The organism is Nocardioides immobilis (assembly GCF_003515065.1).
In the GTDB taxonomy this organism is placed as follows: domain Bacteria; phylum Actinomycetota; class Actinomycetes; order Propionibacteriales; family Nocardioidaceae; genus Nocardioides; species Nocardioides immobilis.
In genome coordinates, this window is the sequence record NZ_QXGH01000010.1 from 276,154 (window position 1) to 301,864 (window position 25,711).

The 25,711-nt window shown below is 67.6% G+C and carries 24 protein-coding genes and 1 pseudogene; 19 read left to right on the plus strand and 6 right to left on the minus strand.

Annotated features, from left to right (window positions below; all coding sequences use genetic code 11):
- Nucleotides 1-49: 49 nt before the first annotated feature.
- From D0Z08_RS05050 to D0Z08_RS05075, 7 genes are all read left to right on the plus strand, one after another.
- On the plus strand, nt 50-1,255 hold the full coding sequence (locus D0Z08_RS05050; RefSeq protein WP_281271707.1) for an acyl-CoA dehydrogenase family protein: 1,206 nt from the start codon (nt 50-52) through the stop codon (nt 1,253-1,255).
- Nucleotides 1,252-2,364: an acyl-CoA dehydrogenase family protein gene (locus D0Z08_RS05055; RefSeq protein ID WP_245993653.1), complete on the plus strand. Its 1,113-nt coding sequence runs from the start codon at nt 1,252-1,254 to the stop codon at nt 2,362-2,364. Before D0Z08_RS05050 ends, D0Z08_RS05055 begins: the two co-directional genes overlap by 4 nt.
- Before the next feature lie 94 nt (nt 2,365-2,458).
- Nucleotides 2,459-2,632 (plus strand): hypothetical protein, encoded by a 174-nt coding sequence (locus D0Z08_RS31925; protein ID WP_182481156.1) that lies wholly within the window; start codon nt 2,459-2,461, stop codon nt 2,630-2,632.
- Nucleotides 2,632-3,387 carry an SDR family NAD(P)-dependent oxidoreductase gene (locus D0Z08_RS05060; RefSeq protein WP_182481157.1) on the plus strand — a complete coding sequence of 252 codons (756 nt, stop codon included), beginning with the start codon at nt 2,632-2,634 and terminating at the stop codon, nt 3,385-3,387. The genes D0Z08_RS31925 and D0Z08_RS05060 overlap by 1 nt, the downstream gene beginning before the upstream one ends.
- Before the next feature lie 541 nt (nt 3,388-3,928).
- Nucleotides 3,929-4,747: an enoyl-CoA hydratase/isomerase family protein gene (locus tag D0Z08_RS05065; protein ID WP_118923276.1), complete on the plus strand. Its 819-nt coding sequence runs from the start codon at nt 3,929-3,931 to the stop codon at nt 4,745-4,747.
- Nucleotides 4,744-5,946 carry an acyl-CoA dehydrogenase family protein gene (locus D0Z08_RS05070; protein WP_118923278.1) on the plus strand — a complete coding sequence of 401 codons (1,203 nt, stop codon included), beginning with the start codon at nt 4,744-4,746 and terminating at the stop codon, nt 5,944-5,946. Before D0Z08_RS05065 ends, D0Z08_RS05070 begins: the two co-directional genes overlap by 4 nt.
- A gap of 13 nt (nt 5,947-5,959) precedes the next feature.
- Nucleotides 5,960-6,478: a flavin reductase family protein gene (locus D0Z08_RS05075; RefSeq protein WP_118923280.1), complete on the plus strand. Its 519-nt coding sequence runs from the start codon at nt 5,960-5,962 to the stop codon at nt 6,476-6,478.
- Nucleotides 6,479-7,148: 670 nt separating this feature from the next.
- Here the strand turns inward: D0Z08_RS05075 and D0Z08_RS05080 are convergent.
- From D0Z08_RS05080 to D0Z08_RS05095, 4 genes are all read right to left on the minus strand, one after another.
- Entirely contained in the window at nt 7,149-8,735 is a 1,587-nt protein-coding gene (locus tag D0Z08_RS05080) for a class I adenylate-forming enzyme family protein (protein ID WP_118923282.1), read from the minus strand.
- A 784-nt stretch (nt 8,736-9,519) separates the two neighbouring features.
- Nucleotides 9,520-10,539, minus strand: a complete 1,020-nt coding sequence (locus D0Z08_RS05085; RefSeq protein ID WP_118923284.1) for a phosphotransferase family protein — start codon at nt 10,537-10,539, stop codon at nt 9,520-9,522.
- Nucleotides 10,536-11,768: an acyl-CoA dehydrogenase family protein gene (locus tag D0Z08_RS05090; protein WP_118923286.1), complete on the minus strand. Its 1,233-nt coding sequence runs from the start codon at nt 11,766-11,768 to the stop codon at nt 10,536-10,538. Before D0Z08_RS05090 ends, D0Z08_RS05085 begins: the two co-directional genes overlap by 4 nt.
- Before the next feature lie 45 nt (nt 11,769-11,813).
- Nucleotides 11,814-12,419: a TetR/AcrR family transcriptional regulator gene (locus tag D0Z08_RS05095; protein WP_245993655.1), complete on the minus strand. Its 606-nt coding sequence runs from the start codon at nt 12,417-12,419 to the stop codon at nt 11,814-11,816.
- 351 nt (nt 12,420-12,770) lie between these two features.
- Between D0Z08_RS05095 and D0Z08_RS05100 the strand changes: the two genes are divergently transcribed.
- The 10 genes and pseudogenes from D0Z08_RS05100 to D0Z08_RS05140 all read left to right on the plus strand — a co-directional run.
- A complete protein-coding gene (locus D0Z08_RS05100; RefSeq protein WP_182481158.1) occupies nt 12,771-13,910 on the plus strand; it encodes an LLM class flavin-dependent oxidoreductase in 1,140 nt (379 codons plus the stop codon).
- Nucleotides 13,910-15,142, plus strand: a complete 1,233-nt coding sequence (locus D0Z08_RS05105; RefSeq protein ID WP_118923290.1) for a serine hydrolase domain-containing protein — start codon at nt 13,910-13,912, stop codon at nt 15,140-15,142. The genes D0Z08_RS05100 and D0Z08_RS05105 overlap by 1 nt, the downstream gene beginning before the upstream one ends.
- 317 nt (nt 15,143-15,459) lie before the next feature.
- On the plus strand, nt 15,460-15,933 hold the full coding sequence (locus D0Z08_RS05110; protein ID WP_118923292.1) for a nuclear transport factor 2 family protein: 474 nt from the start codon (nt 15,460-15,462) through the stop codon (nt 15,931-15,933).
- Nucleotides 15,930-17,384 carry a phosphotransferase family protein gene (locus tag D0Z08_RS05115; protein ID WP_118923294.1) on the plus strand — a complete coding sequence of 485 codons (1,455 nt, stop codon included), beginning with the start codon at nt 15,930-15,932 and terminating at the stop codon, nt 17,382-17,384. The genes D0Z08_RS05110 and D0Z08_RS05115 overlap by 4 nt, the downstream gene beginning before the upstream one ends.
- 87 nt (nt 17,385-17,471) lie before the next feature.
- Nucleotides 17,472-18,506 carry an IS110 family RNA-guided transposase gene (locus D0Z08_RS05120; protein WP_118923296.1) on the plus strand — a complete coding sequence of 345 codons (1,035 nt, stop codon included), beginning with the start codon at nt 17,472-17,474 and terminating at the stop codon, nt 18,504-18,506.
- Nucleotides 18,507-18,871: 365 nt separating this feature from the next.
- Entirely contained in the window at nt 18,872-19,171 is a 300-nt protein-coding gene (locus tag D0Z08_RS05125) for a transposase (RefSeq protein ID WP_118923297.1), read from the plus strand.
- A gap of 2 nt (nt 19,172-19,173) precedes the next feature.
- Nucleotides 19,174-19,521, plus strand: coding sequence for an IS3 family transposase (locus tag D0Z08_RS32575; protein ID WP_220454049.1), 348 nt, complete (start codon nt 19,174-19,176; stop codon nt 19,519-19,521).
- Entirely contained in the window at nt 19,521-20,072 is a 552-nt protein-coding gene (locus D0Z08_RS32580; RefSeq protein WP_245993674.1) for an IS3 family transposase, read from the plus strand. Before D0Z08_RS32575 ends, D0Z08_RS32580 begins: the two co-directional genes overlap by 1 nt.
- Before the next feature lie 282 nt (nt 20,073-20,354).
- The gene (locus D0Z08_RS05135) at nt 20,355-20,948 is read left to right on the plus strand and encodes a PDDEXK family nuclease (RefSeq protein ID WP_118923299.1); all 594 of its coding nucleotides are present in this window, start codon (nt 20,355-20,357) and stop codon (nt 20,946-20,948) included.
- Between the two features lie 283 nt (nt 20,949-21,231).
- A pseudogene (locus D0Z08_RS05140) lies at nt 21,232-21,498 on the plus strand (MFS transporter); the annotation flags it as partial.
- Between the two features lie 215 nt (nt 21,499-21,713).
- Here the strand turns inward: D0Z08_RS05140 and D0Z08_RS31930 are convergent.
- Both D0Z08_RS31930 and D0Z08_RS05150 read right to left on the minus strand, forming a co-directional pair.
- Complete coding sequence (locus tag D0Z08_RS31930; RefSeq protein WP_182481159.1) at nt 21,714-21,986, minus strand: hypothetical protein; 273 nt, start codon at nt 21,984-21,986, stop codon at nt 21,714-21,716.
- A gap of 469 nt (nt 21,987-22,455) precedes the next feature.
- The gene (locus tag D0Z08_RS05150; RefSeq protein ID WP_118923303.1) at nt 22,456-23,688 is read right to left on the minus strand and encodes a LacI family DNA-binding transcriptional regulator; all 1,233 of its coding nucleotides are present in this window, start codon (nt 23,686-23,688) and stop codon (nt 22,456-22,458) included.
- Nucleotides 23,689-23,803: 115 nt separating this feature from the next.
- Between D0Z08_RS05150 and D0Z08_RS05155 the strand changes: the two genes are divergently transcribed.
- Complete coding sequence (locus D0Z08_RS05155; protein ID WP_245993658.1) at nt 23,804-24,607, plus strand: TIM barrel protein; 804 nt, start codon at nt 23,804-23,806, stop codon at nt 24,605-24,607.
- Nucleotides 24,608-24,648: 41 nt separating this feature from the next.
- A complete protein-coding gene (locus D0Z08_RS05160) occupies nt 24,649-25,623 on the plus strand; it encodes a sugar ABC transporter substrate-binding protein (RefSeq protein ID WP_118923307.1) in 975 nt (324 codons plus the stop codon).
- Nucleotides 25,624-25,711 lie beyond the last annotated feature (88 nt).

The following is a 25,711-nucleotide window of genomic DNA, read 5'->3' on the forward strand; positions in this document are numbered from 1 at the left end:
CGGGAGGGTTTGCGGTGGTGACCGAGAGTGCGACACCCGAGCACGCGAGGTGCGTGCGAGCCTCAGACGCATGACGGATGTTGCAGTCGACCTGGCTCGGCGGATCGAGGGCGTCCTGACGGCGCACCCTCCCGAAACAACCGATCGACTGGAGTTTCTACGGGCGCGGTTCGCGGCGGGCCTGGCCTGGGTGCACTATCCGGAGGGCCTCGGCGGGCTCGGCCTCGACGCCCGGTACCAGCCTGATGTCGATGCCGTGTTCGCGGCCGCCGGCGCTCCTGACAATCGCCCGCACGGCAACGTGATCGGCCTCGGTATGGCCGCGCCGACCGTGCTTCGCTATGCCACGCCCGAGCAGCAGCAGCGTTGGATCCCGCCACTGTGGACCGGCGAGGAGATCTGGTGCCAGCTCTTCAGCGAGCCCGGGGCGGGCTCCGACCTCGCTGCCGCAGGCGCATCGGCCAGACGTGACGGCGACGCGTGGGTCGTGAACGGCCAGAAGGTCTGGACGTCCCTGGCACACGACGCCCGCTGGGCACTGCTGTTGGTCCGCACGGGCCCGACGCTCCCGAAGCATCAAGGACTGTCCTACTTCGTGCTCGACCTGACGACCCCAGGTGTCGACGTCCGCTCCCTGCGCCAGCTGACGGGTGAGGCCGAGTTCAACGAGGTCTTCCTCGATGACGTTCGCGTGCCCGACGAGAACCGCCTCGGAGAGATCGGCGAGGGCTGGAAGGTCACCCAGGCGACGCTCATGAACGAGCGGGTCGCTATCGGTGGTGGTGCCGGGACTCGAGAGTCGGGACCGATCGGCGACGTGGTCCGCCTGTGGCGGGAGAGCCCGCAAGCCAGACGTCCCGAGAACTTCGACGCGCTGTTGCGGCTGTGGACGGATGCCGAGGCCCTGCGGCTGACCGGGGCACGGCTCGGGCAGCAGCTCGAAGTCGGCGCGCCCGGCCCGGAGGGGTCGGGCCTCAAGCTCGCGTTCGCGGAGCTGGCGCAGGCAGCCGCCTCTCTGCAGCTCGACCTCCTGGGGTCCGAGGCGCTGAGGTACGACGACTGGTCACTGCGTCGGCCGGACTTCTCGAGCCCGCCCGACCGGGTCGCTGGCTACTGGTACCTGCGCAATCGCGCCAACTCCATCGAGGGCGGGACCTCGGAGATCATGCGCAACATCATCTCCGAGCGGGTCCTCGGGCTGCCATCCGAGCCGCGTGTCGACACGGACATCCCGTGGAAGGATCTGCCGAAGTGAGCCAGATACCGTCATTGCTCTACGCCGATGTGGAGGACGATCTGCGCAGGGCCGTGCGTGTCATGCTGGCCGACCGGGCGCCGATCGAGGAGATCCTCGATCGCAGCGACCAGGAGGACGCGTACGGCAAGGGCGCTCGCCAGATCTGGTCGGGGCTGGTCGAAGAGCTCGGTGTCGCCGCGTTGGCTGTCCCTGCGGAGCTCGGCGGTGCCGGTGCTTCCTGGCGCGAGGTGGCGGTTGTGCTCGAAGAGCTGGGGCGCGGCGTCGTCGATGTCCCGTTCTTCACCAGTGCTGTGCTGGCGACCTCGCTCGCCCACGAGGCGGGAGCGATCGACCTGCTGGGTGAGCTGGCCACCGGTGAGGCCGTTGGCGCCGTCGTTGCGTCGTTTGCTGCCCCGCTCGTGCCTCCCGAGGGGCTGACGTGGGACGGCCGTGTGGTGTCGGGGACGGTACGCACCGTGGCTGGCGTCGCGGAGGCGACCCATCTGCTCGTCCCGGTCGCCGACGCATTGCTCGTCGTTGCCGCCGAGCAGGCCGATGCCCTCGCTGTGCCGTCCCTCGACATGACTCGTAGGGTCGCGGACGTGACGTTCGAGGGCGTCGAAGCCGCGGTCGTGGCCGAGGGGCCCGAGGTCGTCGTCGCGCTGGCCCGCAGCGCTGACCTGGCCGCGGCTCTGCTCGCCTCGGAGCAGCTCGGCCTTGCCGAGCGGGTGCTTGAACTGACAGTCGACTACCTCAAGCAACGTCGCCAGTTCGGCCGCGTTCTGGGCTCCTACCAGGCGCTCAAGCACCGCCTTGCCGATCTGTGGACATCCGTGACCCAAGCGCGTGCTGTCGCCCGGTACGCCGCAGCCTGCGCCTCGGCCACGGACGGCCCGGACGCGAGCGACCTGTCGGTCGCGGCGTCACTCGCCCAAGCGGTCTGTGGCGAGGTGGCTCTTCGAGCAGCCGAAGAGTGCCTTCAGCTCCACGGCGGCATCGGCTTCACCTGGGAGCACCCTGCCCATCTTTACGTCAAGCGAGCCCGTACGGACGCGTTGGCGCTCGGCACTCCCTCATGGCACCGCCGGCGCCTCGCCGACCTTGCAGGCCTTCCCCATCCGGCCTGAGCGCCCGCCGACCCGGTCGACCTGTGACGAAAGGCACTCGATGACAACACGTGGACTCACGGCGCGTGAGCTTGTGGTGCGCGAGGAGCCGAGCGTGGGGGAGCGCGGACTTCGCGGCGTCGTGCGCGACGTCGTGATCGGCCTCGGGCGTGCCCTCGTCCAGGAGCGTGGGCGCCGTGGTGAACCGATGCAGGCGCAGTGGAGCTGCTGGCGGGGTGTGCTCAACCACATCGGCGGGCGCATGGTCGGGCTCCCGAGGTCGTACTGATGGTCGACCTCACCGGCCGCACGATCGTCGTCACCGGAGGCAACAGCGGCCTCGGCCTCAGCATGGCTCACGGCGTGGGCCGACAAGGTGCAGCGATCGCGATCTGGTCGCGCACCAAGACCCGGAACGACGAGGCCCTCGCCGAGCTGCGCGAGGCCGGGATCGAAAGCTCGGCGGTCGCCTGTGACACGGGCGACGAGCTCGACGTCGCCGAGGCGATGCGCGAGACGGTCGCCCGCTACGGCAAGGTCGACTGCCTCATCGCCAATGCGGGCATCGCGTCGACTGCACCCTTCGTGGACACCGACCTCGAGGAATGGCACCGCGTGCTTCGCACCAATCTCGACGGCAGCTTCCTGTGCACGCGCGAGGCCGCGCGACACTTCGTCGAACGGGGCGAGGGCGGGTCGATGATCGTCGTGTCCTCGATGATCGCGCGGTACGGCGGTGCCGGGCAGGCGGCGTACACCACCAGCAAGAACGGACTGATCGGTCTGGGTCGCACGCTCGCCGTCGAACTGGCCCCGCACGGGGTCCGCGTCAACATCCTCATCCCGGGCTGGACTGCGACCGCGATGAACACCCACCTGCGTGAGGATGAGAAGTTCATGCGCGCGACCACCCGACGCACACCCGTGCGGCGATGGGCCGAACCGGAGGAGTTCCATGAGGTCGCGGCCTTCCTGGCCGATCCGGCGCTGACGTTCCACACCGGCAACGAGGTGGTCGTCGACGGTGGCTACACCATCTTCTGACGCCGCATTCTCGCGGCGACCTGATCTCGTGACCACGACCAGCGCCAACGAGCTGGAGCACAGCCGCGTCCCCCGCGACCGTCGTGACGGCACAGGTTGCGAGCCCGACGGCGTTGCTCACCTGCCCCCGTGCCACGTCTGTCCGGGCGCCTCGGCAGGTAGCAGGGAACGGCTACGCGGTCGGCACCAGGTCCTGAATCGAGTCGCCCGCGACCGCATCGGCGCCTTCGCTGATGCGACCGGCGACCGCCGATGGGTCCACGGCGACGTCGAGCGTGCGGCGGATGGACCTGTCGGAAGCTGAAGTCGCGGATGGCCTTCTGGCGAGGGGTGTCGATGATCCCGGACTTCCGCAGGAGGCACCCGCGAGGGCGTCACGTCCGGGTGTTCCACGATGGGGCAGGACGGATTTCGGCTCCCTCATCCGATGCGTGCCGGTGCGCCGGCACACCGACGCGCACACCGCCATCGTGTGCCACGATGCGACAATCCTGGCGGCCTTGCCGGCCCTATCGTTCGAAGGGACGAGGAGGCGAGGCCGATGTCGGCAATCAATGGCGGGTCCATCATCGACACTGAGGGCCCGGTCGCCGACGGCGACGTCGGCTACGCGGTCGATGGCGCGGTCGCGGTCATCACTCTGGACCGTCCGTGGGCGCACAACGCGTTGAACGTGCACATGATCCGTCGGCTGGCCGAGGCCATGGACGCTGCCTGCTGCGATCAGGAGGTGCGGGCGATCGTGCTGACCGGAGCAGGCGAGAAGGCCTTCAGCGCGGGCGGAGACCTCGGGGAGCTGATTCCCCGCCTCACCAAGGGCGAGCTCGAGATCTTGGTCCCGGATCCAGCGAAGCGCTTCTTCTCGGATGCGTTCAAACCGATCGTCGCCGCCGTCAACGGCATCTGCCTGGCGGGCGGCCTCGAGATCCTGCTCGGCACGGACATTCGGGTCGCGGCCGAGCATGCGGTGTTCGGGCTCCCCGAGGTGCGGTGGGGCCTGGTGCCCGGCGGCGGCACGCACGTGCGGCTGCCACAGCAGGTCCCGTGGGCCATTGCGATGCACCTCTTGCTGACCGGTGACCACATCGACGCCCCGCGAGCCGCCCAGCACGGTCTGGTGACCGAGGTGGTCGCCGCTGCCCGAGTGCGGGAGCGGGCGATGGAGGTTGCAGGCGACATCGCTCGCAATGCCCCGGTCGCGGTGCGGACCGCCAAGGAGATCGCCGTACGGGCGCTCGGCAACGAACCTCGCTTCGCACTGGAGTTGGCGCTCAACGAGCGGGTTCTCCGCACCGAGGACGCGGTGGAAGGCCCCCGCGCATTCATGGAAAAGCGCTCCCCGCGCTACCGAAACCGATGACCATCCAGGAGAACGATGTGAACGTTGATGCGATGCCGACGGTGCACCCGGACAGCCGAGAGCTCGTTGCTTCGGTCTTCGACGCGGTCAAGGGCGTGGCAGCGGTCTTCCCGCGGTCGCTGTTCCTGCAACGAGCACGGGAAGGAGGGCATGCCAGGGAGCTGTGGGACGCACTGGTAGCGGCGGACCTGCTCGCCATCGGCGTGCCCGAAGAGCTTGGTGGCGCCGGTGGCGGCCTCACCGGCACCACGGCAGTCATGGAAGCCTTGGCGCGTGTCGGCGTGCCTCCGCTGCAGTACTCGCTGACCACGTTCTCCCGGGAAGCGATCCTGAAGCACGGGTCGGACCAGCAGATCCAGGACCACGTGGTCGCCACGATCTCGGGCAAACGCAAGATCTGTCTCGGTGTCACCGAACCGGAGGCCGGCACGAACTCCTTCGCCGCGCGTACGCTGGCTCGGCAGATGCCCGACGGCAGCTACCGCATCAAGGGCCAGAAGGTGTTCATCTCGGGTGCAGACGAGTCGGACCACATACTGCTCCTCGCGCGGACCGCCGCGCCGGACGAGGAGGTGGGCCGCCGCCAAGGTTTCGGGCTGTTCCTCGTGGACATGTCCCTGCCCGGAATCGAGCTGCGTCGGCTCGACATCCAGTGGTACGCGCCGGAGAACCAGTACGAGGTCTTCTTCGATGACGTCGAGGTGCCGGCTGAGGCGCTGATCGGGGAACAAGGGCTCGGGTTCGACCACCTGCTCTCGTGCCTCAACCAGGAACGGGTGACCGTCGCCGCCTGGGCATTGGGACTTGGGGAGTATGCGCTGCGTAAGGCTGTCGACTACGCCAAGGTGCGCGCACCGTTCGGCACTCCGATCGGTGCGCACCAGGCTGTACAGCACCCCTTGGCACTGGCCAAGGCTGAGATGGAAGCCGCCCGCCAGGTCATGTACTCGGCCGCGGCCGCCTATGACAGTGGCAAGGATGCGGGCGAGCAGGCCAACATGGCGAAGCTCCTGGGTACTCGGGCCGCGCTGGCCGCGGTCGAGGCGTCGATACAGACGCACGGAGGCTCGGCCTTTGTCTACGAGAGCGATGTCGTCACGTTGTGGCCGATGCTGCGCGTCCTCCAGATCGCCCCATTGAACAACGAGTCGATCCTGAACTACATCGGCGAACGCGTGCTCGGACTACCCCGCAACTAGACCAGGAGAAACCGTGATCACCGTCGAGTCATTACCCCAACGCGCTGACGTGCTACGCCAGGCATTCGGCTGCTTCCCCAGCGGTGTGACCGCCGTCTGTGCTGTCGGAGAAGAGGGGCCGGTGGGGATGGCCGTGAGCTCGTTCACCTCGGTGTCGCTGGCCCCCCCGTTGCTGTCGGTGTGTGTGCAGAGCAGCTCGAGCACCTGGCCGAAGCTTCGCGAGAGCCCGAGGCTGGGCGTCAGCGTCCTGGCCGAGCATCAAGCTGTGTCGGGCCGCAGGCTGTCCATGAAGACCGGTGACCGCTTCGCTGGCATGGCTTGGAGCGCGAGCCCAGAGGGCGCGCTGTTCGTATCTGGCGCCGCCGCGTCGTTCGACTGCGCCATCCACGCCGAAGTGCCGGCCGGCGACCACACCATGGTGCTGCTGGCCGTTCTCGGGTTGCAGGCGATGCCCGATGTCGCGCCGCTGGTGTTTCACGGCAGCCGCTTCCGGCGGCTGGAAACCGAAGAGTCTGTCATGGAGGCTTCGTGACCGGCGACGAGAACGCACCATGTTCGCCGTGATGGCATTCGGGATCCCGTGATCGGGCGACTTCGGCTCAGGATCGGCGGCAGCCTGGCCTTTCGTAGCGGCGCTCGTTTGCCGTTCGAAATACTCATCTCCGTGGCCACATCGGCATGGGGCCGTCGTCAGCGGCCTTGATTGCCGGCACGCGAGCTGCGGATCCGGTTGCGTGCCGCGTCGTGGGCATTCTCGAATTCCGCGGGCCATCATGACAGGGGATCCGTGGAGGCGGCGCGTCGATTTCTATCGAGCTCTACGGGCAGTGAACCTGACCACGGGCGGGATCAAGCTTGCTGCACGCCCGACATCGTGCATCGAGTTGTCGGCGGCGCTCGAAAGCTGAACCGCTTCGGCGGTGAAAAGTGAGCACTCAACGATTGGAGTGTGATCACTTTGGAGGACTGAGTACCGATCAAGAGGCTGGCCGCTGACGGGGTGTCGAAGGCACGGATGGCGGTGCCGTCGGGGATCTCGCCGACGACCACGGTTGTCAAGGCGGTGTATTCGAACGCGCCGCCGAGGTGTGTCCGGTCGCCGCTACGTGTGGATCAACTCTGCTGTGCAGATCTCGACGTCGTCGCCCGCTCCGGCACACGAATCATCGACGCAGGGCGCTGGGTGGCGTACGGCAGCCGAATCAGGGCCGGACGGTGATCTTCGACAGGTGGCTCACGTTGTCGGCATCGGAGAGGACGATGTCGGCGACCAGATCGCGCAATGCCCTCATGTCCTTGGTGCGCTTGGGCATCGTTCGAGGAACGGACTCGACGGCCGCATAGAGCCGAGGACGCTTCCATCGCTCGAGGTGGTGCAAGCAGTGGGCGTCGAGCGCTTGGGCGGCGGCGGCCTCGTCCAGTCCAGTGACGATCACAGCGGCCGGGACCTCACCGAAGCGCTCGTGGGCGACGGAGACACACGCGACGTCGAGCACGTCCGGGTGGCTTCGCAGCACGGCTTCGACCTCGACAAGCGACAACTTCTCGCCGCCCGAGTTGATGATGTCATCGGTCCTTCCGCCGAGGAACCACCATCCGTCCGCATCGAAGGAAGCGACGTCGCGCGTGTGCAGGAAGCCCTCCGCATCGAACGCCTCGGCGGTGCGCGCGGGGTCGTTGTAGTACCCCGGCGACACGACTCCGCCCCGGACGCAGACCTCCCCGACGATCCCCGGTTCAGTGATGCGTGCTCCGGTCTCCGGGTCCTTCAGGACCGTCTCGCACAGCTCTGGTACCGGGCGGCCGCACGAGCCCAGCGGCGGCCTCTCCCCGTGCGCGACGAGCGGTTTGAGGATCCCGACGGGCATCGTCTCGGACATGCCATAGGAATCCTGGGCGACCATGCCGCGCTCGATCAGCCGGCCCTGCAGCTCGGCCGAGACCGGCTCGCCGCAGAGGATCGTGCGGACGCCCGCCAACGGCAGTTCACCCCAACGTGGATGCCGCTCGAGGTCCCGAACCATGGTCGGAACCCAGAAGTAGATCCAGGTCGGCGCATGGTGCTCGATCAGGCGCGCGGCCACGTCGGCGTCCCATCCACCCGTGAGGACGTTGGTCGCACCCGCCATCGTCCACTTCACGGCATCATGGATCCCGCCGGAGTGGTAGAGAGAGATGCAGGACAGGTTCACGTCGCTCGAGCGGAGCCGGTCGAGGACCAAGGAGCCCTGTGCAGACAGGCTCAGGCTCCCGTGGGTGAACACGACACCCTTCGAGACGCCCGAGGTGCCGCCCGTGAAGTTGACCGCGGCAGGGTCGTCCCCGACACGGGGGATGACCGGAGCTCCGACTGGAGCAGTGACGACCAAGTCGAGCAGGTCAGTGGCGCTGCCGGTCCCGACGTCGATCACCTGCCCCACGCCGGTCTCCGCAACGAGTCGGTGCGCCACCTCGAGATAGTCGGGGCCGGCGACAAGGGTCTCAGTCTCGAGTCGCGTGACGTCCGCGGCGAACTTGTCGAATCCGAGCGTGCGGTTGAAGCCGCTGAAGACGGCCCCGATGCGGAGAAGCCCGAAGAAGATAGCGGTGTGCCAGAGGTCGTCGGGTAGCAGCGTAGCCACGACCTCGCCGGGCCGGACGCCGAACCGGTCGCGCAGCACGGTGCCCACGCGATCGGCGTTGTCCCGCAGCTCGGCGTAGGTCCAGCTCGAACCCGAACGTCCGTCCACGAGCGCGACGTGGTCGGGATACTCGTCAGCGGCCCGCTCGAGCCACCAGGCGATGTTCACTCTCAGCCTCCTCGGACGCGCGTTGCTGACGGGACGCGATTCCCATGTTGGTCGTGGGATGCGCCTCGAAGTCTGTCAGTGACGCCACACCTGGCGTTGTCGCATCATGGGACGATCCGCGCGGACAGGACTGCAGCGCCACGATAGAGCGTCCTCGGTCGTGCCCGGTGCGAGGGCAGGTGTTCGAGGTCGAGGTCATGACGTCGAGCTCATTGGTCTTGCAGCTGCTCGCGACGGTGCCCGCTGCGCGGACTGGCAGCCCCGGCAGGTGCAGTCCGCGGAGTCATGGGTCGCTCAGGCGGGGGCCACAGCCGACACCCCATCCGTCGTCGGTCGAGGGTCTGGCAAGGACGTGTCTGCTTGCCAGCATCGCCAGGTCGTGGTTGTCGCGAGGCCGGCACGGGACGGAAGGCGAGGCGCTCACCGCGCTGCCGGGCTTCCCCTGCGTTGAGCGTCTCGACGAGCGAGGTCAGCGCTTCCTTCGAGGCGCCGTACGCCGAGACGCCGGGCTAGGCCCGGCGCCGGTGGTCGAGGACGGCACGATCACACCGGCGCCGTGGTCAGGATCGACCGCGGAACCGGTCGCAGCAACGGCGGACAGCCCGAGAGCAGCACGAACGAGCCGGGAACGTGCGCTCACCTCTTGTCGAACCAGGGCGCTGGGTCAGGGCTGCTGCTGTTGTCCGAGGCGCTTCTGGCCTCGCGCGGCGGTCGTGTGGCCACGGCCGGGACGCGCCCCGGCCGTGGCGAGTCCTTGGACGCGCCCGTCCCCAGGGATGAACGGTCAGCCACCACGGCTTGCCACCTCCAGTCCCTGCTCGAGGAGGATCGGCACCATGGCCGCGACCCTCTCGTAGCCATCGCCGGCTGTGACGCCGGCACGATGTCGGTAGGCGATCCCCTCCGCGATGACCGCCAGCTTGTAGAACGCGAGTGCGAGATGGAAGTCGAACGCCAGAAGCGATCGTCCGGTGCGCTCCTCGTAGGAGGTGCGCAGCTCCTCGGGGCGCGGGAACACCTCACTCGTCCAAGCCGCCTCGAGCCCGAGTACGCCATCGAGAGCAGGGTGACGATAGGCGCACATGGTCGCGACGTCAGCGACGGAGTCGCCGAGTGTCGACAGTTCCCAGTCGACGATGGCCAGCACACGACCAGATTCACCGGTAGCGAGCAGGACGTTGTCCACGCGGTAGTCGCCGTGGACGATCGAGGTTCGGGCCTGGTCGGGCACCATGTCGACGAGCATCGCGTGCAGCCGGTCCGCCCGGACGTCCCGTGCGTCCATCCGCAGCCACTGACCCGACCAGCGGCGCAGCTGGCGGGCGGCGTAGCTTCCTGGGCGTCCGAATTCGCCCAGGCCGACGGCGGCTGGGTCGACCTCGTGCAGTGCCGCGAGCGCGTCGACGAGTCCCGTCGCGCAAGCCTGGTAGTCGTCCCCCGACCAGTCGGCCACGTCCTCGCGACTGCGAGCGGTGTGGCTGGGAACCCACGCCACGACAGCGGCTGGTACCCCGAGCACGGCCCCGGTCGCGTCGCAAACGACCGCGCGCGGCACCGGTACCGGGGTCGACCGGAGGGCCGCCATCACGCGGTACTCCCGGGCCACGTCGTGCGCGGACTCGATCACCGCACCCGCCGGAGGCCGCCGCAGCGCCCACGCCGACGTGCCGTCGTCGAGCCGGTAGGTGAGGTTGGACCGTCCGCCAGCGACCAGAGTCGCCGTCAGCTGTCCAGCCACCGTCTCGCCAGCGTCGATGAGGAGGGACGCGACCCCGGCGAGCTCACGTTCGCTGAGCTGGGTCATGACGCGGACCCGCCTGACTGCCTCGTGGCCGTATGGACCGCCCGCCTGGCGATCGAGTAGCGGTGTACCTCGGAGGCGCCGTCGTAGATGCGGAACGGCCGGACCTCACGAGAGAGTCGGGCGAGCGGTAGGTCGTCGGACACTCCGAGGCCGCCGCACAGTTGCATCGAGCGGTCGACGATCCGTCCGATCGCCTCTGCACCGAAGGTCTTGGCGATCGATGTCGACATCGACGCCTTGCCGCCCTGGTCCAGCTCCCAGCACGCGTGGACGAGCAGTGCTCGGGTGGCGGCGATGTCGATCTCGTTGTCGGCAACCTGTTGCTGCACCATGCCGAGGTCCGCGAGCCGGCTCCCGAAGCCCGTGCGTTCTGCCACGTGCTGCAGGGCGACCTCGTGACCGCGAACGGCCGCGCCGAGCCATCGCATCACGTGGGTCATCCGGGCCGGGCCGAGGCGCACCTGCGCGTTGGCGAAGCCACGGTCGACCTCGCCCAGCACCCGTTCGTCCGGCACGAACAGATCGTCGAACGTCACCTCGCAGTGCCCGCCGACCATGGATCGGTCGAGAGTGCGGATGTGGCGCCCGACCTCGATGCCACCGGCGCTCGATGGCGTCAGGAACATGGTTGCGCCGTGGGCGGACCCGGGCTCGCCCGACGTCCGAGCCATGACGATGAAGAAGCCCGCCCCGTCGGCACCGGTGATGAACCACTTCTTGCCCGTGATCCGCCATCCGCCAGGAGCTCGGCGGGCCTCGGTGCGGAGCGCGGTCGGGTCCGAACCGGCGCCGGGCGCCGGCTCGGTCATGGCGAAGGCGGAGCGGACCTCCCCGAGCACCAGCGGTCGGAGGAACTCCTCCTGCTGGCCTTGCGTCGCCACCTCGGCGAGCAGGTGGACGTTGCCCTCGTCCGGCGCGGCCGCGTTGATCGCCAGTGGGCCGAACAACGAGTGGCCCGCCGCCTCGAACACCGGGGCACGATCCACCATGCCGAGCCCAAGGCCACCGAAGCGCACTGGTGCGTGCGGGCTCAGCAGACCCTCCGCTCGCGCCGCCTTCTGCAGGTCGCGCCGAACCCCGTCGCCGCCCGCACGCTCGATGTCCCCGCCGAACTCGTCCTCGACCGGCAGCACGTGCTCGCGAACGAACGCCGATGTCCGGCGTACCAAGGCCTCGACCTCGACCGATCGGGTTAACGGGGATCCTTCGGTGTGCCCATCAGCTGACATGTGACGGAACCTACCCGGCCGACCGATCGATCGATCGGTTTTGTCTCACATAACGAGACGGCGAGCGAGTTCCAGATGTCTCCGCGTGACCTCCGCCGGCGAATGCTCTCCGTCCGGCTGATACCACGACGCGACACCCACGCACAGCGTCGCAACGGCGCGCGCGGCTTCATGAGGGAAGGGCGTCGAGAACTCCCCGGCGTCCAGTCCAGCCACGATCTGCGTCTCGATCGCTGCCTGGACGCGGTCACGCATGGCGACGTACTCCTGACGGTGGGACCCTTCCAGGCTGCGCAGCTCGGTCGAAGCGACGAACGCTGCTTCGCGTTGGAAGAGATGGAAGTGGAGCATGCACTCGACCACGCGCGCGAATCGCGATCCGACATCGGGCGGCGAGTCCTCGAGCGCGCCCTCAACCCGTTCGAGGAGGTCTGTCATGACCGACGTCACCAGGGCGAAGAGGATGTCCTGCTTGGAGGCGTAGTGGTGGTAGAGCCCCGCGACCGACAGGCCTGCAGCGGCCGCGAGCTCGCGGATGGTGGTTCCGTGGTACCCCTTGGCCGCGAAGACCTGGAGGGCTGCCTCCAGGATCGGATCGAGGCCGGCCTTGTCGTAGTCCCGCCACATCCGGCCGTCCGCATCGCTGTACACGTCGGCAAGCGTAGGCGCACCAAGCCGAGGGATCGGTACCACCGGTAGCCGACCGCCAGCCGCTCCAGGCGGCTGGACGACACCGTGCGTACCGGGATCCGAGCGCCGGACCGGCCCGCGCTCGCTTGCCTGACGGGCCGCTGGCCCGGGCTGGGTGATCGGTGCCGCGCTCCTCGGCCGAGCGGGGCCGGGTGTAGTGAAGTGAGACACACTTTTCAGTTTTCGCCGTGCGACTCTGGCGTCGTCGCGCAACCGGCCGTGTCACGGAACACAAGCGAGCTTCCGCAGCAGCATTCAGGGCGGCGGCCGCCCCGGCGCGATGCCGATCCCTACGAAGAAGCGAGGAACGTCGTGAAGTTCGGAACGCTGTACGAGTTGGAGCCGGGGCCGGAGCCGTGGCCCGAGCGTCGTGAGTACGACGTGTACCACGAAGCGGCCGAACAGGTCGTCCTGACGGAGGAGCTGGGCTTCGACTACGCGTGGGTCGTCGAGCACCACTTCCTGACCGGGTACTCGTCGTCGTCCGCCCCCGAGGTGTTCCTCGGGTGGCTGGCCGCGCAGACATCCCGGATCCGGCTGGGGCACGGCGTGCTGCAGTTCTCCAAGGGTGTCAACCACCTGGTGCGCATCGCGGAGCGGACCGCCGCACTGGACCTCATCTGCGACGGCCGCCTGGACGTCGGCTCAGGGCGGGGTTTCACCAACGAGGAGGTCGTGGCGTTCGGGGTGGATCCCGACGACACCCGTCCCATGCAAGAGCACGGCATGCGCAACCTGCCGAAGTTGTGGTGTGAAGACGAGTTCGAGCTCAATGACGAGTTCTACTCGATGCCCCCCAGGCGGCTCCACCCGAAGCCGATCCAGACCCCGCACCCGCCGATGTGGATGGCTGCCACCCAGCCTTCAAGCTGGGAGCTCGCCGGACAGTTGGGCGCAGGCGTGCTGGCGTTCGGCCTCGGGACCCCCGACGAGCTCGACGCTGCGATCCGTTCTTACCGAACGGCTGCCGCCCAGGCGCAGACGCCGTACGGCCTGGTGAACAACACCGTTGCGTTTGCACCGACCTTCTACTGCGCGGAAACCGACGAGGAGGCGTTGGAGACAGCTGCTCCCTCCCTCCTGTTCTGGCTGGAGTGCAACTACGGTTTCGTGAAGGGTTGGTCCAAGTCGGACTCGCGTGACTACGAGTTCTACAAGCGCGTCGGCACGGACATCATCTCGCTGCCGGAGCTGACCGACGAGGAGAAGCGGGGCTTGAGCCCGCAGGCTCAGGTCATCCGTCAAGGCGTCAAGTCGAACCTGTTCTGCGTGGGCTCGCCTGAGACCTGTCGGAACGTGGTGCAGTACTACGCGGACCGGGACGTCGATCAGCTGATCCTGATGGCGCAGCTGGGCGACATGACGAACAAGCAGATCCAGGACTCGCTCCGGCTCTTCGGCGCCGAGGTCATGCCCGAGTTCACGACCTCGGCCGCGGGAGTGATGGTCTGATGTCGGCCCCACAGGCGACGTCCGGGGCGCGTGGTGACTGCGCCCCGGGGTTCGCCGGCGTCCGAGAGGAGTTCGAGCGCAACTTCGAGGAGCGAGGCGAGATCGGGGCCTCGGTCGCGGTCTTCCTTGACGGCGAGCCCGTCGTCGACCTGTGGGGCGGTGTCGCCGATCCCGACACCGGGCGGCCGTGGGAGGCCGACACCCTCTCCGTCCTGCAGTCGGTGACCAAGGGGGCGGTCTCCTTGTGCGCGAACGTGCTCGTGGCACGGGGCGAGCTGGACCTCGACGCACCTGTCGCGACGTACTGGCCCGAGTTCGCTCAGGCGGGCAAGGAGACCATTCCCGTCCGATGGGTGCTGAGTCACCTCGACGGCGTCCCCGTCATCCGCAGGCCGCAGAAGGCCGATGCGCTACTGCATTGGGATGAGGTGGTTGCCGACCTCGCCGCCGAGGAGCCCCTGTGGGAGCCCGGGACGCGCAGCGGATACCACGGTTTCGCCTACGGGTACCTGGTCGGGGAGATCGTGAGGAGGGTGACCGGAAGGTCGATCGGGCGGTTCTTCCGCGAGGAAGTGGCCGAGCCGCTTGGGCTCGACTTCTGGATCGGGTTGCCGCTCGAGCATCACGCGCGTGTCGCGCCCGCGATCGCGGGGCCGCCGGATCTCGACCATCCAGTCCACCAGCTGATGATGGAGCCGGGCAGCCTGCAGAACATGCTGGTGCTCAACGGCGGTGCCTACTTCGGCGCTGGGCTGGCCGACAGTCCCGAGGCCTACTCCGCCGAGATGGCGTCCACGGGCGGCATCGGAAACGCGCGGTCGATCGCGGGGATGTACGCGCCTCTGGCGCTTGGAGGTGCGTTCAGGGGAGTCCGGCTGATGGGGCCCGGCGACGTGGCACGGCTCGCATTTCCCCAGGCCGCCGGCGTCGATGCGATGCTGTTGGTTCCCATGACGTACACGCTGGGCTTCTGGCGGAGCATGGACAACCGCCGCAGCCGGGTCACGGGCACGGACAGCATGGTCCTCTCGACCGAGGCCTTCGGTCACCCGGGCTTCGGGGGCCGCCTCGGGTTCGCCGATCCGGGTGCGCGGATCTCCTTCGGGTACACGAACAACAAGATGAGTTCCCGCACCACGGTCGGCAACCGCGGCCAGGCACTCGTCGACGCCGTGTACCGGGCTCTGGGCTACGAGGGCGGGGAGACCGGCCACTGGGTTCGACCGGCATAGCCGACGTGTGGACCCAGGAGTTCCCGGGACGCGAGCGGTTTGTGTCCCGGGAACGACCTGGCGTCCCGCCACTCGGTGTCGGTGTCGGCTCGAGGGCATCGGCACCTGCCCGGGCCAACTGTGCAGCTCTCGCGCCAGGCGAGGAGTTGGCCGGGCGGCGGCGCCGACTCGCCTCGTAGATTCCGGGCCGCGGTCCTCCCGCTTCAGGAAGGGACGGTCGTAGAGTTTTCTCACAAGACTGCCTCTGACCCTGCCGCTGGCCTTCCGCATTCAATCCTATGCGGATCATATAACTATGCAATGAGAGAAGGCATATCATGGATGCCTCCACCCTGGTTTCAGCAGGGGATACGACGTTTGATGTTCGCGACCGGCTCGCGATCATCAATGTGTTGAGCAGTTACGGCTTCTTTATCGACCATTCTAGGTTTGAAGAGTTCTGCGGCTTGTTCAGCAGTCGTCCGACTGTCGAGATGTGGTGCGGTAAGGATCTTCTGGTTGAAGGTTGGGAGCAATTCAGGGACCTGGTAATCGCCCGTCAGCAGGCATTCGAGCGCGACAATGTCGAACGCAGGCATGTACTGACGGCAGTCCGCTTCGATGCCCAGGGCGCACAGGCGGCCTCAGGGCAGGCATACGTGTTGCTCTATTCGACGGAACATGACGCTTCGTCACTCGTGACGACTGGGTGCTACGAATTCACGACAGTAAATGAACGTGGGCAGTGGAAGATTGATCGACTGATAGGTCACGTTGATTCGCGGAATTATGGCAAAGGAGTGGGGCGATGAAGGCGCTTCAGACGACACCGTTCATCAGGGTCACGATGAACACCATCAGTGCCAGTTCACTCCCGGGCGCGGCGCTCGAGACGCGGCAGATGTCAACGCTGTTAGCGCGTCGCATCCTGGCTCGCATGGTCGCGGACGCCGACCGGCTCCCCAACCTGCAATCAGAGGCTATGGACGAATATGCGCGTTGGCTCGCCGACGCAGCCCCATTCCTACGCGCCACCGGGGACGCAGATCTCGTCACGGAGCTGGAGCGTCACCTGGAGGCTCGCGATTACGCCGGTACCGAAGTCGCAGTACAGGAGGTTTGCGCACGCCTTGCCGTGCAATCGACCCGGCGAGACGGGAAAGACCTCGCGGGCGAACTGCTCCGTCAGGCCGCAGCCGTCCAGCAGTGTGTCGATACCAAGTTCATGTCGGCGAACGAAGACCTGCTGGGGATAAAGGACAACGTCGACGTAACCGATGAGGTGCTTGATTCAGAGAAGATCGACAGGCTGACATCGTGGCTGCGCACACAGTTCCCGAGCAGTCCGAACCTCACGATCAGCAATGTAAGGGCTATTCCCGGCGGATTTTCCAAGCAAACTCTGTTCCTGAGCATCGAGGGCGCAGAAGGCGTGCCGGAGATGCTCGTCGTACGAATGGACTGGCCCGAAGGTCCCGTCGATACCACTGTCGTAGACGAGTTCGATATCGTTAAGACGCTTCTCGACGCAGGTGTCGCGGTGCCGTTCTTGCACGCATTGGAAACCACCGGTGCCGTACTGGGAAGCCCATTCCTTTTGCTCGACAGGGTTGAAGGAGCGCATATCGGCGATTTTCTTGACGTGAGCGGCGGCGGCACGGATGTCGCCCTCGACCTTGCCCGGGAGATGGCAGCATTGCATGCCGTGCCGGACTCAGAATTCGGCGACCGTGTCACCGGTGCTCATGAGAGTGTTCGTGACCGGTTGCTCCGCGAGATCAATGAGTGCGAACGCGATTGGCGCGCGTTGGATAGTCCCTCCATAACGTTGGAAATTGCCTTTGCCTGGCTCAAGGACAACATAGAACTGGCCGACGGACCGCGTGCACTCGTCCACAGTGATCTGGGTTGCCACAATATGCTCGTGGCGAATGACCGCGTCGCCGCGATCATTGATTGGGAGTCAGCCAGGATCGGCACTCCTGCTCAGGACCTTGGCTACGTGTATCCAGCTGTGACTCAGATCTGCGACTGGAGTGATTTCATGGCCGCCTACCTAGAAGCCGGAGGTAGAGCTCTGACGAAGGCTCAGATCGATTACTACACACTTTGGGGCTTCGTGTGGCCCTTGGTGAACGTCTGCAAGGCGCGGCTAGGGTTCGAGACCGTGTATCCCGACGATATTCGTATGGCCTACGCGGACGCGTATTTGTCCATCAGGTTCCAATCGCGGCTTGCTGGTCAGCTCCAATCACTCCTCTGATGCGATGAAGGAGCGGGGCCTCGCTCCTCGTGCGTCCCCCGCGGATGCTGGGGGTGTACTCAACGTCGACGACGAAGGAGGCCCCTCATGTCAGAGTACGCAGGTAAGCAGTTCGTCGGTATCGATCTTCACCGGCGGCGCAGTGTGATCGTCCGGACGACCGAGTCCGGTGAGGTGTTGGAGTCGGTCCGGATCCTCAACGACGTCGAGAGCCTGGAGCGGGTGATCGCGCGTGGCGGGGAGGATCCGGAGGTGGTCCTGGAGGCGACCTACGGTTGGTACTGGGCTGTCGACGCTCTCCAAGCTGCGGGCGCGAACGTGCACCTGGCCCACCCGTTGGGGGTGAAGGCGTTTGAGTACCGCCGGGTGAAGAACGACTTCCGTGACGCCACCGATCTGGCTGACTTGCTGCGGCTGGGCCGGCTGCCCGAGGCGTGGATCGCACCACCGGCCACCCGGGAGCTGCGCGAGCTGGTGCGGCACCGGGCCAAGCTGGTCGCGTTGCGCAGCCACTGCAAGGCCGAGGTACACGCGGTGCTGGCCAAGTGCGGGATCCAGGTGCTGATGAGCGACCTGTTCGGCATCGACGGCACCGCGTTGCTGGACCGGCTGCAACTGCCCGCCCCCTATGCGGCCCGGATCGCCTCGCTGCGCCGGCTGCTGGAGGACCTGGAGTTCGAGATCGACCTGTTCACCAATCTGGTCCAAGGCCAGGTCCGTACCGACCCCGGTTACGTGGCGCTGCAGCAGATCCCCGGGATAGGCCCGGTACTCGGGGCAGTGTTCCTCGCCGAGGTTGGCGACGTCTCTCGGTTCGCTACCGCACCGCAGCTGGCCTGTTGGGCCGGGCTGACCCCCAAGCACCACGAGTCCGACACCCACGTGCACCGCGGCCGGATCACCAAGCAGGGATCCCGGCTGGTGCGCTGGGCTGCGGTGGAGTCGGTCCAACTGGTCGGCCCCCGCACCCGGGTCGGCGCGCTGCGGGACCGGGTCGCGGCACGACGCGGGAGGAACATCGGCAAGGTCGCCGCGGCCCGGCTGCAGATGGAGTACGTCTATTACGCGCTGCGCGACGGTCACGTCCGCGCACTGCAGCACCCATCGCGGGAGTCGGCATGAACGGCCCCGACAGGTTCCCGGTCGGTCGCGAGGCCGTGCAGGTCATGACCCCCGTCCACGGCGAGGTCGCGCTTTCAGATTGACCCCGACCGACCGGACTGGCGCACCCCATCATGCCGCCCGGCCACGACCAACAGGGCCGATCACGCGGCGAAGGGATGACCGAGCAGCCACACTGGCCTGCTCCCCACGGCAAAGCACCGGCACTGATGCGAGCCACGTCCACCAAGCCCCCACCAAGCTCCACCGAGACGACTCCGTGAGGAGAGCGACTGCCCCTCCCGACCCCCTCGACAACCTGAACAGGATGCGCTGGGCTTCCCCTCGTAGCGTGGAGACATCGCCTTTGAGGAGATGAGTTGGCGATGACGACGAGGAACTATCGGAAGTACGACGAGGACTTCAAGCAGGGCGCGGTGCGGCTGGTCATCGAGACCGGGAAGCCGATCGCGCAGGTGGCCCGGGACCTGGGCGTCAATGACGGCACGCTGGGCAACTGGTGTGCCAAGGCCCGCGCTGCTGCCGGCGAGGGCAATGGTGAGTTGAGCGAGTCCGAGCGGGCTGAGCTGGCCCGGCTGCGCAAGGAGAACACCGAGCTGCGGATGCAGCGTGATGTGCTCAAGCGTTCGGTGGCCCTCTGGGTGGACGAGGCGATGGGCCGGTAGCGGTGGCCACTTTCATCGCCGCCCAGAGGGCAGAGCACGGGGTGCCACACGCGACCGCGTGCCGGGCGCTGTCGGTCAGCCCGGCGTGGTTCTACAAGAGGCATGGCGACCCCTCGCCGCAGCACGCCCGCCGCGAGCAGCTGAAGGTCGAGATCGCTCGGCTGTTCGCCAAGCATCGTGGCCGCTACGGGTCCCCGCGGATCACCGCGGACCTGCGTGATGAGGGCTGGCGGGTCAGCGAGAACACCGTCGCGGCCTTGATGCGTGAGCTCGGGTTGGCTGCTCGGCGCAAACGGCGCCGCAAGCAGACCACCCGGCAGGGCCGCGGAAGTGGCGGGCACCGGACCTGATCGGCCGGAACTTCGGCACCGATCGGCTCAACCACAAGTGGTACGGGGACGGCACCGAGATCCCCACCGATGAGGGCAAGCTCTACCTCGACTCGGTGTTGGACATGGGCTCGCGGCGCATCGTCGGGTTCGGGATCGGTGAGCACCATGACGCCGACCTGGCCACCGCGGCACTGCGGATGGCGGTCGCGGTCCGTGGCGGCAAGGACAACCTGGGCGAGGTGATCATGCACACCGACCAGGGCAGCGAGTACACCGCGAAGAACTTCCAGGCCGCCTGCGGCCGGGTCGGGGTCACCCAGTCGATGGGCAGGGTCGGCTCGGCGCTGGACAACGCGGTCATCGAGAGCTGGCACTCCACCGTGGAGTTCGAGCTGCGTCAGCTCGAGCACTTCCCCACCCAGGCCCAGGCCCGTCGACGGGTCGCGGCGTGGATCGAGGAGTACAACCACGACCGGCGACACTCCTCCCTGGGGATGCGTTCCCCGATCGGCTACGAGCTCGCCCTGCGCGCCGGTGACCTCGCGCAGCACAAGGAGCAGGCGGCATGAACGACCGGAACCCGCGCAACGAGCGTGACCGCGTCCTCGTCGACGTCAAGGCCAAGCCCTCCGGGTGGCCGATGGCCAGCCTTGACCCCGACTCCGGGCGCGGTCGCCGAGCGACGAGCGGGATGCCGGCCCCCGAGATCCGACAAATTCAGGTCTCTACGGTTTCAGGGGATTGCCGCGATCGTCCTCGCCCGGGCCGCGGCCGAGACCGGGCACCTCGACCAAACAGGCGTCGACCCCGCTCGCCTCGAACGCGGCCTCACCACCGCAGGAGAAGCCTGGATGGGCCTCGCGCGCCGCTGGCGCGACCTCATGCCCCAGGGCACCCGCCTCGACCCCGCGCTTGGTGCGGCCGCGGGCCAGCTGCGCGCCACCTGCCGCGAACTCACCCACGACAACGACCAACTCGCCGACGCGGCCACCATCGCCCAGCGCGTCGACCTGGCAGAGGCCCTGCCCGTCCTCGCCCGCTACGTCGACGCCGCGGCCGAGCTCGCCGAGGCCACCAAGCCCGCGCTCCGCGATCCCGACCTCCTCGCGCCGTCCCGAGCCGTCGCACGACGTCTCGCCCAAGACATCGAAGACGGCCTCCTCCCAGACAACTCCGACGCCCTACGCAGTGACCTCATCGCGATCGCGGCCCGCAGCAACCGGCCCGGACCGGTGCCGGTGCAGTTGCTCGACGCGCTGGAGGAAGCAGCGTCGAATGCGAGCCGCAGCTCTGTGGCCGCGGCCAACGCGATTGCCGCTGGGACGCAGGCTCTGCGACCGGCGACGGGCGTGCCCGGCGATGAGGATGCGATGGGAAACGAACCCCGTCAGGCGCTCATGATCATGACTCCTTCGCCGGACCTGTCCCGGACCCCGCGGCGGTGACCAAACGCGAAGGGTCGCGGGCGAGGGCCGGATACCGGAACCGGTCGGAGTCACGCCGAAACGAAACCGGGCAGCCGGGCAGATCTTCTAAAGGCACGACGCCCTGCAGCCGCAGCGTTGGGTGCATGCCCGGAGACGCGGAGCGGTTCCGAATGCCCGCCGATGACCCGCCAGTGATTGTCAGCGACCGGGACCGGGACATCGCGGACATCACCCCCAATCCGGGACCCGTTCTTCCCGGGGCGCGCCGACCTCGCGTTGGCGAGGGAGGAATGACCGTTGGGGGCGCCGCCACATGCTGGTAGCAGGAACGGGGGGTCTTCGGGGCTGCTTCGTTGGCGCGGCCAGCGCGGACTCGAGCAGCGATCTGATCGGCTGGCGGGCGCTCCTGGGTGTCGGCGCTGCGATCATCATGCCGGGCACGCTGTCGACGATCACCGCTGCCTTCCCGTTGGATCGGCGGGCGCACGGTGTGGCGATCTGGTCGGGCTTCGCGGCCGCAGGCGTGATCCTCGGCCTCTTGGCGGCAGGTGCGCTTCTCGAGCGGTGAGACTGGTCCTCCATTTTCGTCTCGTTCGGCAGTCCTCGCCGACATCGACGGGCAGTCGGCCGTCGTACTCGCTCCCAACATCAAGGAGGACGAGCGTCGGCGAACCGACTTCGCCGGCGCGATCCTGAGCTCGATCGGCATCGGAGACCTGGTTTACGCCATCATCGAGGGCAACGCGCGGGGCTGGACCCATGGCCTCGTGCTTGCCAGCGGACTCATTGCCCTCGCCGCGTTTCGCCGGGCACGCCGTGGCTCTTCACGTTCAGGCCCTCGCGCTGGGCGCCGACAGGCACCGAGATCCGGGCGTGCGTGACCACACAGCCCAGCGGGATGCCGCCTGTGTCGCTCAACAGGGAGCGCTTGGTACCTTTGCCGCCCGCGACGGCGACGGGCGGATGGCGTGGCGGATGCGGGCCCGGCACCGGCTGCTCGAGCCCGAGCGTCCGGTCGAGCGGGCCAGTGACGCCGAGATCGTCGCGCAGTTGCACGCGTGTCGTTCGGCGCGCGACCGGCTGATCGTGGCGCTGATGGCACGCGCCGGGCTGCGCCGCGGCGAGCTGTGCGGCTGCGGCGCAGCGACGTGCACCTGCTCACCAACTCCCGAGCATTGGCATGCGAGGTCGCTCGGGCGCACCTGCATGTGGTGCGCCGTGAGGACAATCCCAATGGGGCATGGGCGAAGTCGCGCCGGCAGCGCAGCGTCCCGCTGGACTTCCTTGTCGTGCAGGCGTTCGACACCTACGTCCTCGAGCGGCCGAGCGTGCCGCGGGCCGCGGACGGTGTCTGGCCCTGGTCGAGGCCGTCCACGGCAGCCTCGTGGCCTGCCGCTCGGCCTCCATACCGGGAGCGCTTTGCCAGTGATGCTCATCCGCTGGTCGCAGACCGTAGGTCCGGGGTTGCTTGGGTTCCGGGCACCACGTCCGGAAGGTTCAGGCATGATGCGTGAACGGCTCTTGGTCAGCGCGGCCTGGCGAGTTCGCGCGGTGGCGCGGTGGTGGCGCGCTCGACGAGGCTGGGTGGGACGACTACGTGGCGGGCAGGTGCTTCCCGTCGTTTCACACGCGTGAGCACGGATCGGGTGGCTTCTGCGCCGATCTGGGTGGCGAACTGGTCGACGGTCGTGAGCGAGATCGTTTGGAAGGCCGCGACGGGGGTGTTGTCGTATCCGACTACCGACATGTCGTGCGGAACTCGCATGTCGGCCTCGGTGAGCGCGTCGATTACTCCGAAGGCGCACACGTCGTTGCCTGCGAAAATGGCGGTCACGGGTTCGGGGCTTGCAAGGAGCTGGCGAGTCGCCTCGTACCCGCCCATCTCGGTCATCGGCGCGTGGATCACCAGGTCCTCCAGTGTGAGGTGCAGCATGGCGGCTCGGTAGCCTTCGATCCGCTCGGTCCCTGCGTGCTCGCCTTCGTCGGCGACCATCGCGATCCGGGTGTGGCCGAGCGCCACAAGGTGGTCGACGGCCAGTCTCGCCCCTGCGCGGTTGTCGCTGACCACCGTGTCGACGCGCGGGACCCGTGGGGTCTGGGTCAGGGTGACAAGGGGAGCGGAGCGTGCTGCCTCGATCAGGACCGAGCGGGGCAGCTTTTCGGTTACGGCGATAATGCCGTCCACCTGGAGCTCCAGCAGGCGCCCAAGCATGTCCTCTTCGGTTTGGCTGCGCCGCTGGCCTCTGACGATGAGGGATGTGTACCCGTGGTCCTCGGCTACCGCGTCGATGCCGTCGAGGATCATGCTGAAGAACGGGTTGTGTAGTTCGCTGACGAGCACGCCGATGGAGTGCGACTTGCGGTGGCGCAGGGTTCGTGCCGCCGCGTTCGGGCGATAGCCGAGCTCTTCCATCGCGCGGAGGATGGCCGACCGCGCTTCCTCGCTCACTAGTGGTGAGCCAGCGAGTACCCGGGACACCGAAGACTTCGACACCCCAGCGCGCGCTGCGACATCAATGATTGTCGGTGCGCGTCCCATGCTGGGAACGATCCCAGGGTGCCGCGTCACTGTCAAACCTCCGAGCCGAAGTCTCCCGCAGAAGTGCTCGTCTAGCGAACAGAAACTAGGGCTTGACAGGGAAGTCCGAGGTGCTGGTAACGTTCCCACTGTGAGGGTGGTCACGTTCCCAGATCGGGGCGAATCCACCCAGTAGCCCGGCCTATTGGGCCTGAATGTCATTGCAGAAGGAGATGCCATGTCGAACCGTCTCGGAGCCCTCGACGGGAGGGTTGCCGCAGCTCCGATCTCGTGGGGCGTGTGCGAGGTGCCTGGGTGGGGGGAGATGTTGCCGCCATCGCGGGTCCTTCCCGAGATGCGTTCGCTCGGGTTGTCCGCCACTGAGTTGGGCGCCCCGGGATTCCTTCCCTCCGGTGCTGGTGCCCTGGTCGGCGAGCTCGATCGTTACGGGATGTCCTTGGTGGGCGGCTTCGTGCCGCTGGTGCTGCATGACGCCGGCCAGCGTGCCGAGACTCTACGGATGGCGCGGGCGACGGCGGAGCTGTTTCAGGCGGCCGGAGCGGCGATGTTCGTGACGGCGGTGGTGCAGGATTACGACTGGTCCCGACCCGAGGCTCTTGATGCCGAGGGGATGAAGGTGCTGGCCGAGGGCCTTGCGGCTGTCGATGACTTGTGCGCCGAGTACGGATTGACCCAGGTGCTGCACCCGCATGTTGACACCCTCGTTGAGACCGCAGCCGACGTCGAGCTTGCGCTCGAGCACACCGCGGTCCGATGGTGCCTCGACACCGGGCACTTGAGGATCGGAGGCGTCGACCCCGTGCAGTTCGCTCGCGAACACGGGCACCGTGTCGGCCACGTCCACCTCAAGGACGTCAAGACCTCCCTCGCAGGCCGCGTGCTGACCCGAGAGCTGTCGCTGCTCGGCGCGGTGCAACATGGGCTTTTCCAGCCCTTGGGCTCGGGCGACGTCGCCGTCGATGACGTGGTGCTCGCTCTCGAGGGTCTCGGCTATCAGGGCTGGTACGTCCTTGAGCAGGACACCGCCCTCACCCAAGGTGTGCCCGCCGAAGGTAGCGGGCCGGTGCAGGACGTCCGGGCGTGCTTGGAGTACCTCCAGCAAGTGACGTCGCGGCTGCCCGCGGCACAGGTTCCCTAGTTGTACATCCACAGCAGAGTCGGGAAAGGAAACCCACAACCATGAAGACAATCAAGCTGTCGGCGCTCGTAGTCGCCGGCGTCCTGGGTCTGGCGGCGTGCGCGTCGCCGGAGGACGACAACGGCTCCTCGGGCGGCGGTGGCGCAGACAGGTCTGACGTCACAATCGCCATGGTGACCCACGGCGACGGCGGCTCGTTCTGGTCGGTGGCCAAGACCGGCGCGGAGGACGCAGCGGCCGACATGGGCGTCGAGCTCGACTACCAGGAGTCCAACAACGACCCGCAGAAGCAGGCTCAGCTGATCGAGGCGGCGATCACCTCGGACATCGACGGCCTCGCCGTGTCCGTCCCGAACCCGGACGCGATCGAGGACGCCCTGGCCAAGGCACGCGACGCGGGCATCCCGATCGTCACGCTGAACTCCGGAGCGACCGTGTGGCAGGACCTCGGCGCGATCACGCACGTCGGCCAGGACGAGAGGATCGCCGGCGAAGGCGCCGGTCGGGAACTTGCCGCCGCCGGCGGCACCAAGCTGCTTTGTGTCATCCACGAGCAGAACAACGTGGGCTTGCAGGACCGCTGCGCCGGCGCCGAGGACGCATTTGGCGGCGAGGTCGAGGACTTCCAGGTGACCGGCACCGCCGACCCGACGAAGACGGCCAACGAGATCGCCGCCAAGCTCCAGGCCGACCCCTCGATCGACTCCGTGCTCGCCCTGAATCCCGACATCGCCACGGCGGCCGTGGAGGCCCTCAGCACCGCCGGTTCGGACGCCAACCTGGCCACGTTCGACCTGTCCGGCGACGTCGTCACCGCGGTCGAGGATGGCGACATCTTGTTCGCGGTCGACCAGCAGCAGTACCTGCAGGGCTACCTGCCGGTCGCATTCCTCACGCTGTACAACACCAACGCCAACACCGTCGGCGGCGGCCAGCCCATCCTGACCGGCCCCGGCTTCGTCACCCAAGACAACGCGTCCACCGTCGCAGACCTCGCGCAAGAGGGCACGCGCTAATCCCAACGTCCCCGGCGGGCGGCTTACAGAGCCGGTCGCCTGCCGAGGACACGCGGCCCCCGCCAGCCGCGCCTCGAAGCATCGAGTC

Bases quoted from the DNA above. Each gene is read 5' to 3' on its own strand.
- D0Z08_RS05060 (WP_182481157.1), top strand. From the start codon at position 2,632: ATGGTCGACCTCACCGGCCGCACGATCGTCGTCACCGGAGGCAACAGC.
- D0Z08_RS05065 (WP_118923276.1), top strand. From the start codon at position 3,929: ATGTCGGCAATCAATGGCGGGTCCATCATCGACACTGAGGGCCCGGTC.
- D0Z08_RS05070 (WP_118923278.1), top strand. From the start codon at position 4,744: ATGACCATCCAGGAGAACGATGTGAACGTTGATGCGATGCCGACGGTG.
- D0Z08_RS05085 (WP_118923284.1), bottom strand. From the start codon at position 10,539: ATGACCCAGCTCAGCGAACGTGAGCTCGCCGGGGTCGCGTCCCTCCTC.
- D0Z08_RS05090 (WP_118923286.1), bottom strand. From the start codon at position 11,768: ATGTCAGCTGATGGGCACACCGAAGGATCCCCGTTAACCCGATCGGTC.
- D0Z08_RS05105 (WP_118923290.1), top strand. From the start codon at position 13,910: ATGTCGGCCCCACAGGCGACGTCCGGGGCGCGTGGTGACTGCGCCCCG.
- D0Z08_RS05110 (WP_118923292.1), top strand. From the start codon at position 15,460: ATGGATGCCTCCACCCTGGTTTCAGCAGGGGATACGACGTTTGATGTT.
- D0Z08_RS05115 (WP_118923294.1), top strand. From the start codon at position 15,930: ATGAAGGCGCTTCAGACGACACCGTTCATCAGGGTCACGATGAACACC.
- D0Z08_RS05120 (WP_118923296.1), top strand. From the start codon at position 17,472: ATGTCAGAGTACGCAGGTAAGCAGTTCGTCGGTATCGATCTTCACCGG.
- D0Z08_RS05125 (WP_118923297.1), top strand. From the start codon at position 18,872: ATGACGACGAGGAACTATCGGAAGTACGACGAGGACTTCAAGCAGGGC.
- D0Z08_RS05135 (WP_118923299.1), top strand. From the start codon at position 20,355: ATGGGCCTCGCGCGCCGCTGGCGCGACCTCATGCCCCAGGGCACCCGC.
- D0Z08_RS05150 (WP_118923303.1), bottom strand. From the start codon at position 23,688: ATGGCATCTCCTTCTGCAATGACATTCAGGCCCAATAGGCCGGGCTAC.
- D0Z08_RS05155 (WP_245993658.1), top strand. From the start codon at position 23,804: ATGCGTTCGCTCGGGTTGTCCGCCACTGAGTTGGGCGCCCCGGGATTC.
- D0Z08_RS05160 (WP_118923307.1), top strand. From the start codon at position 24,649: ATGAAGACAATCAAGCTGTCGGCGCTCGTAGTCGCCGGCGTCCTGGGT.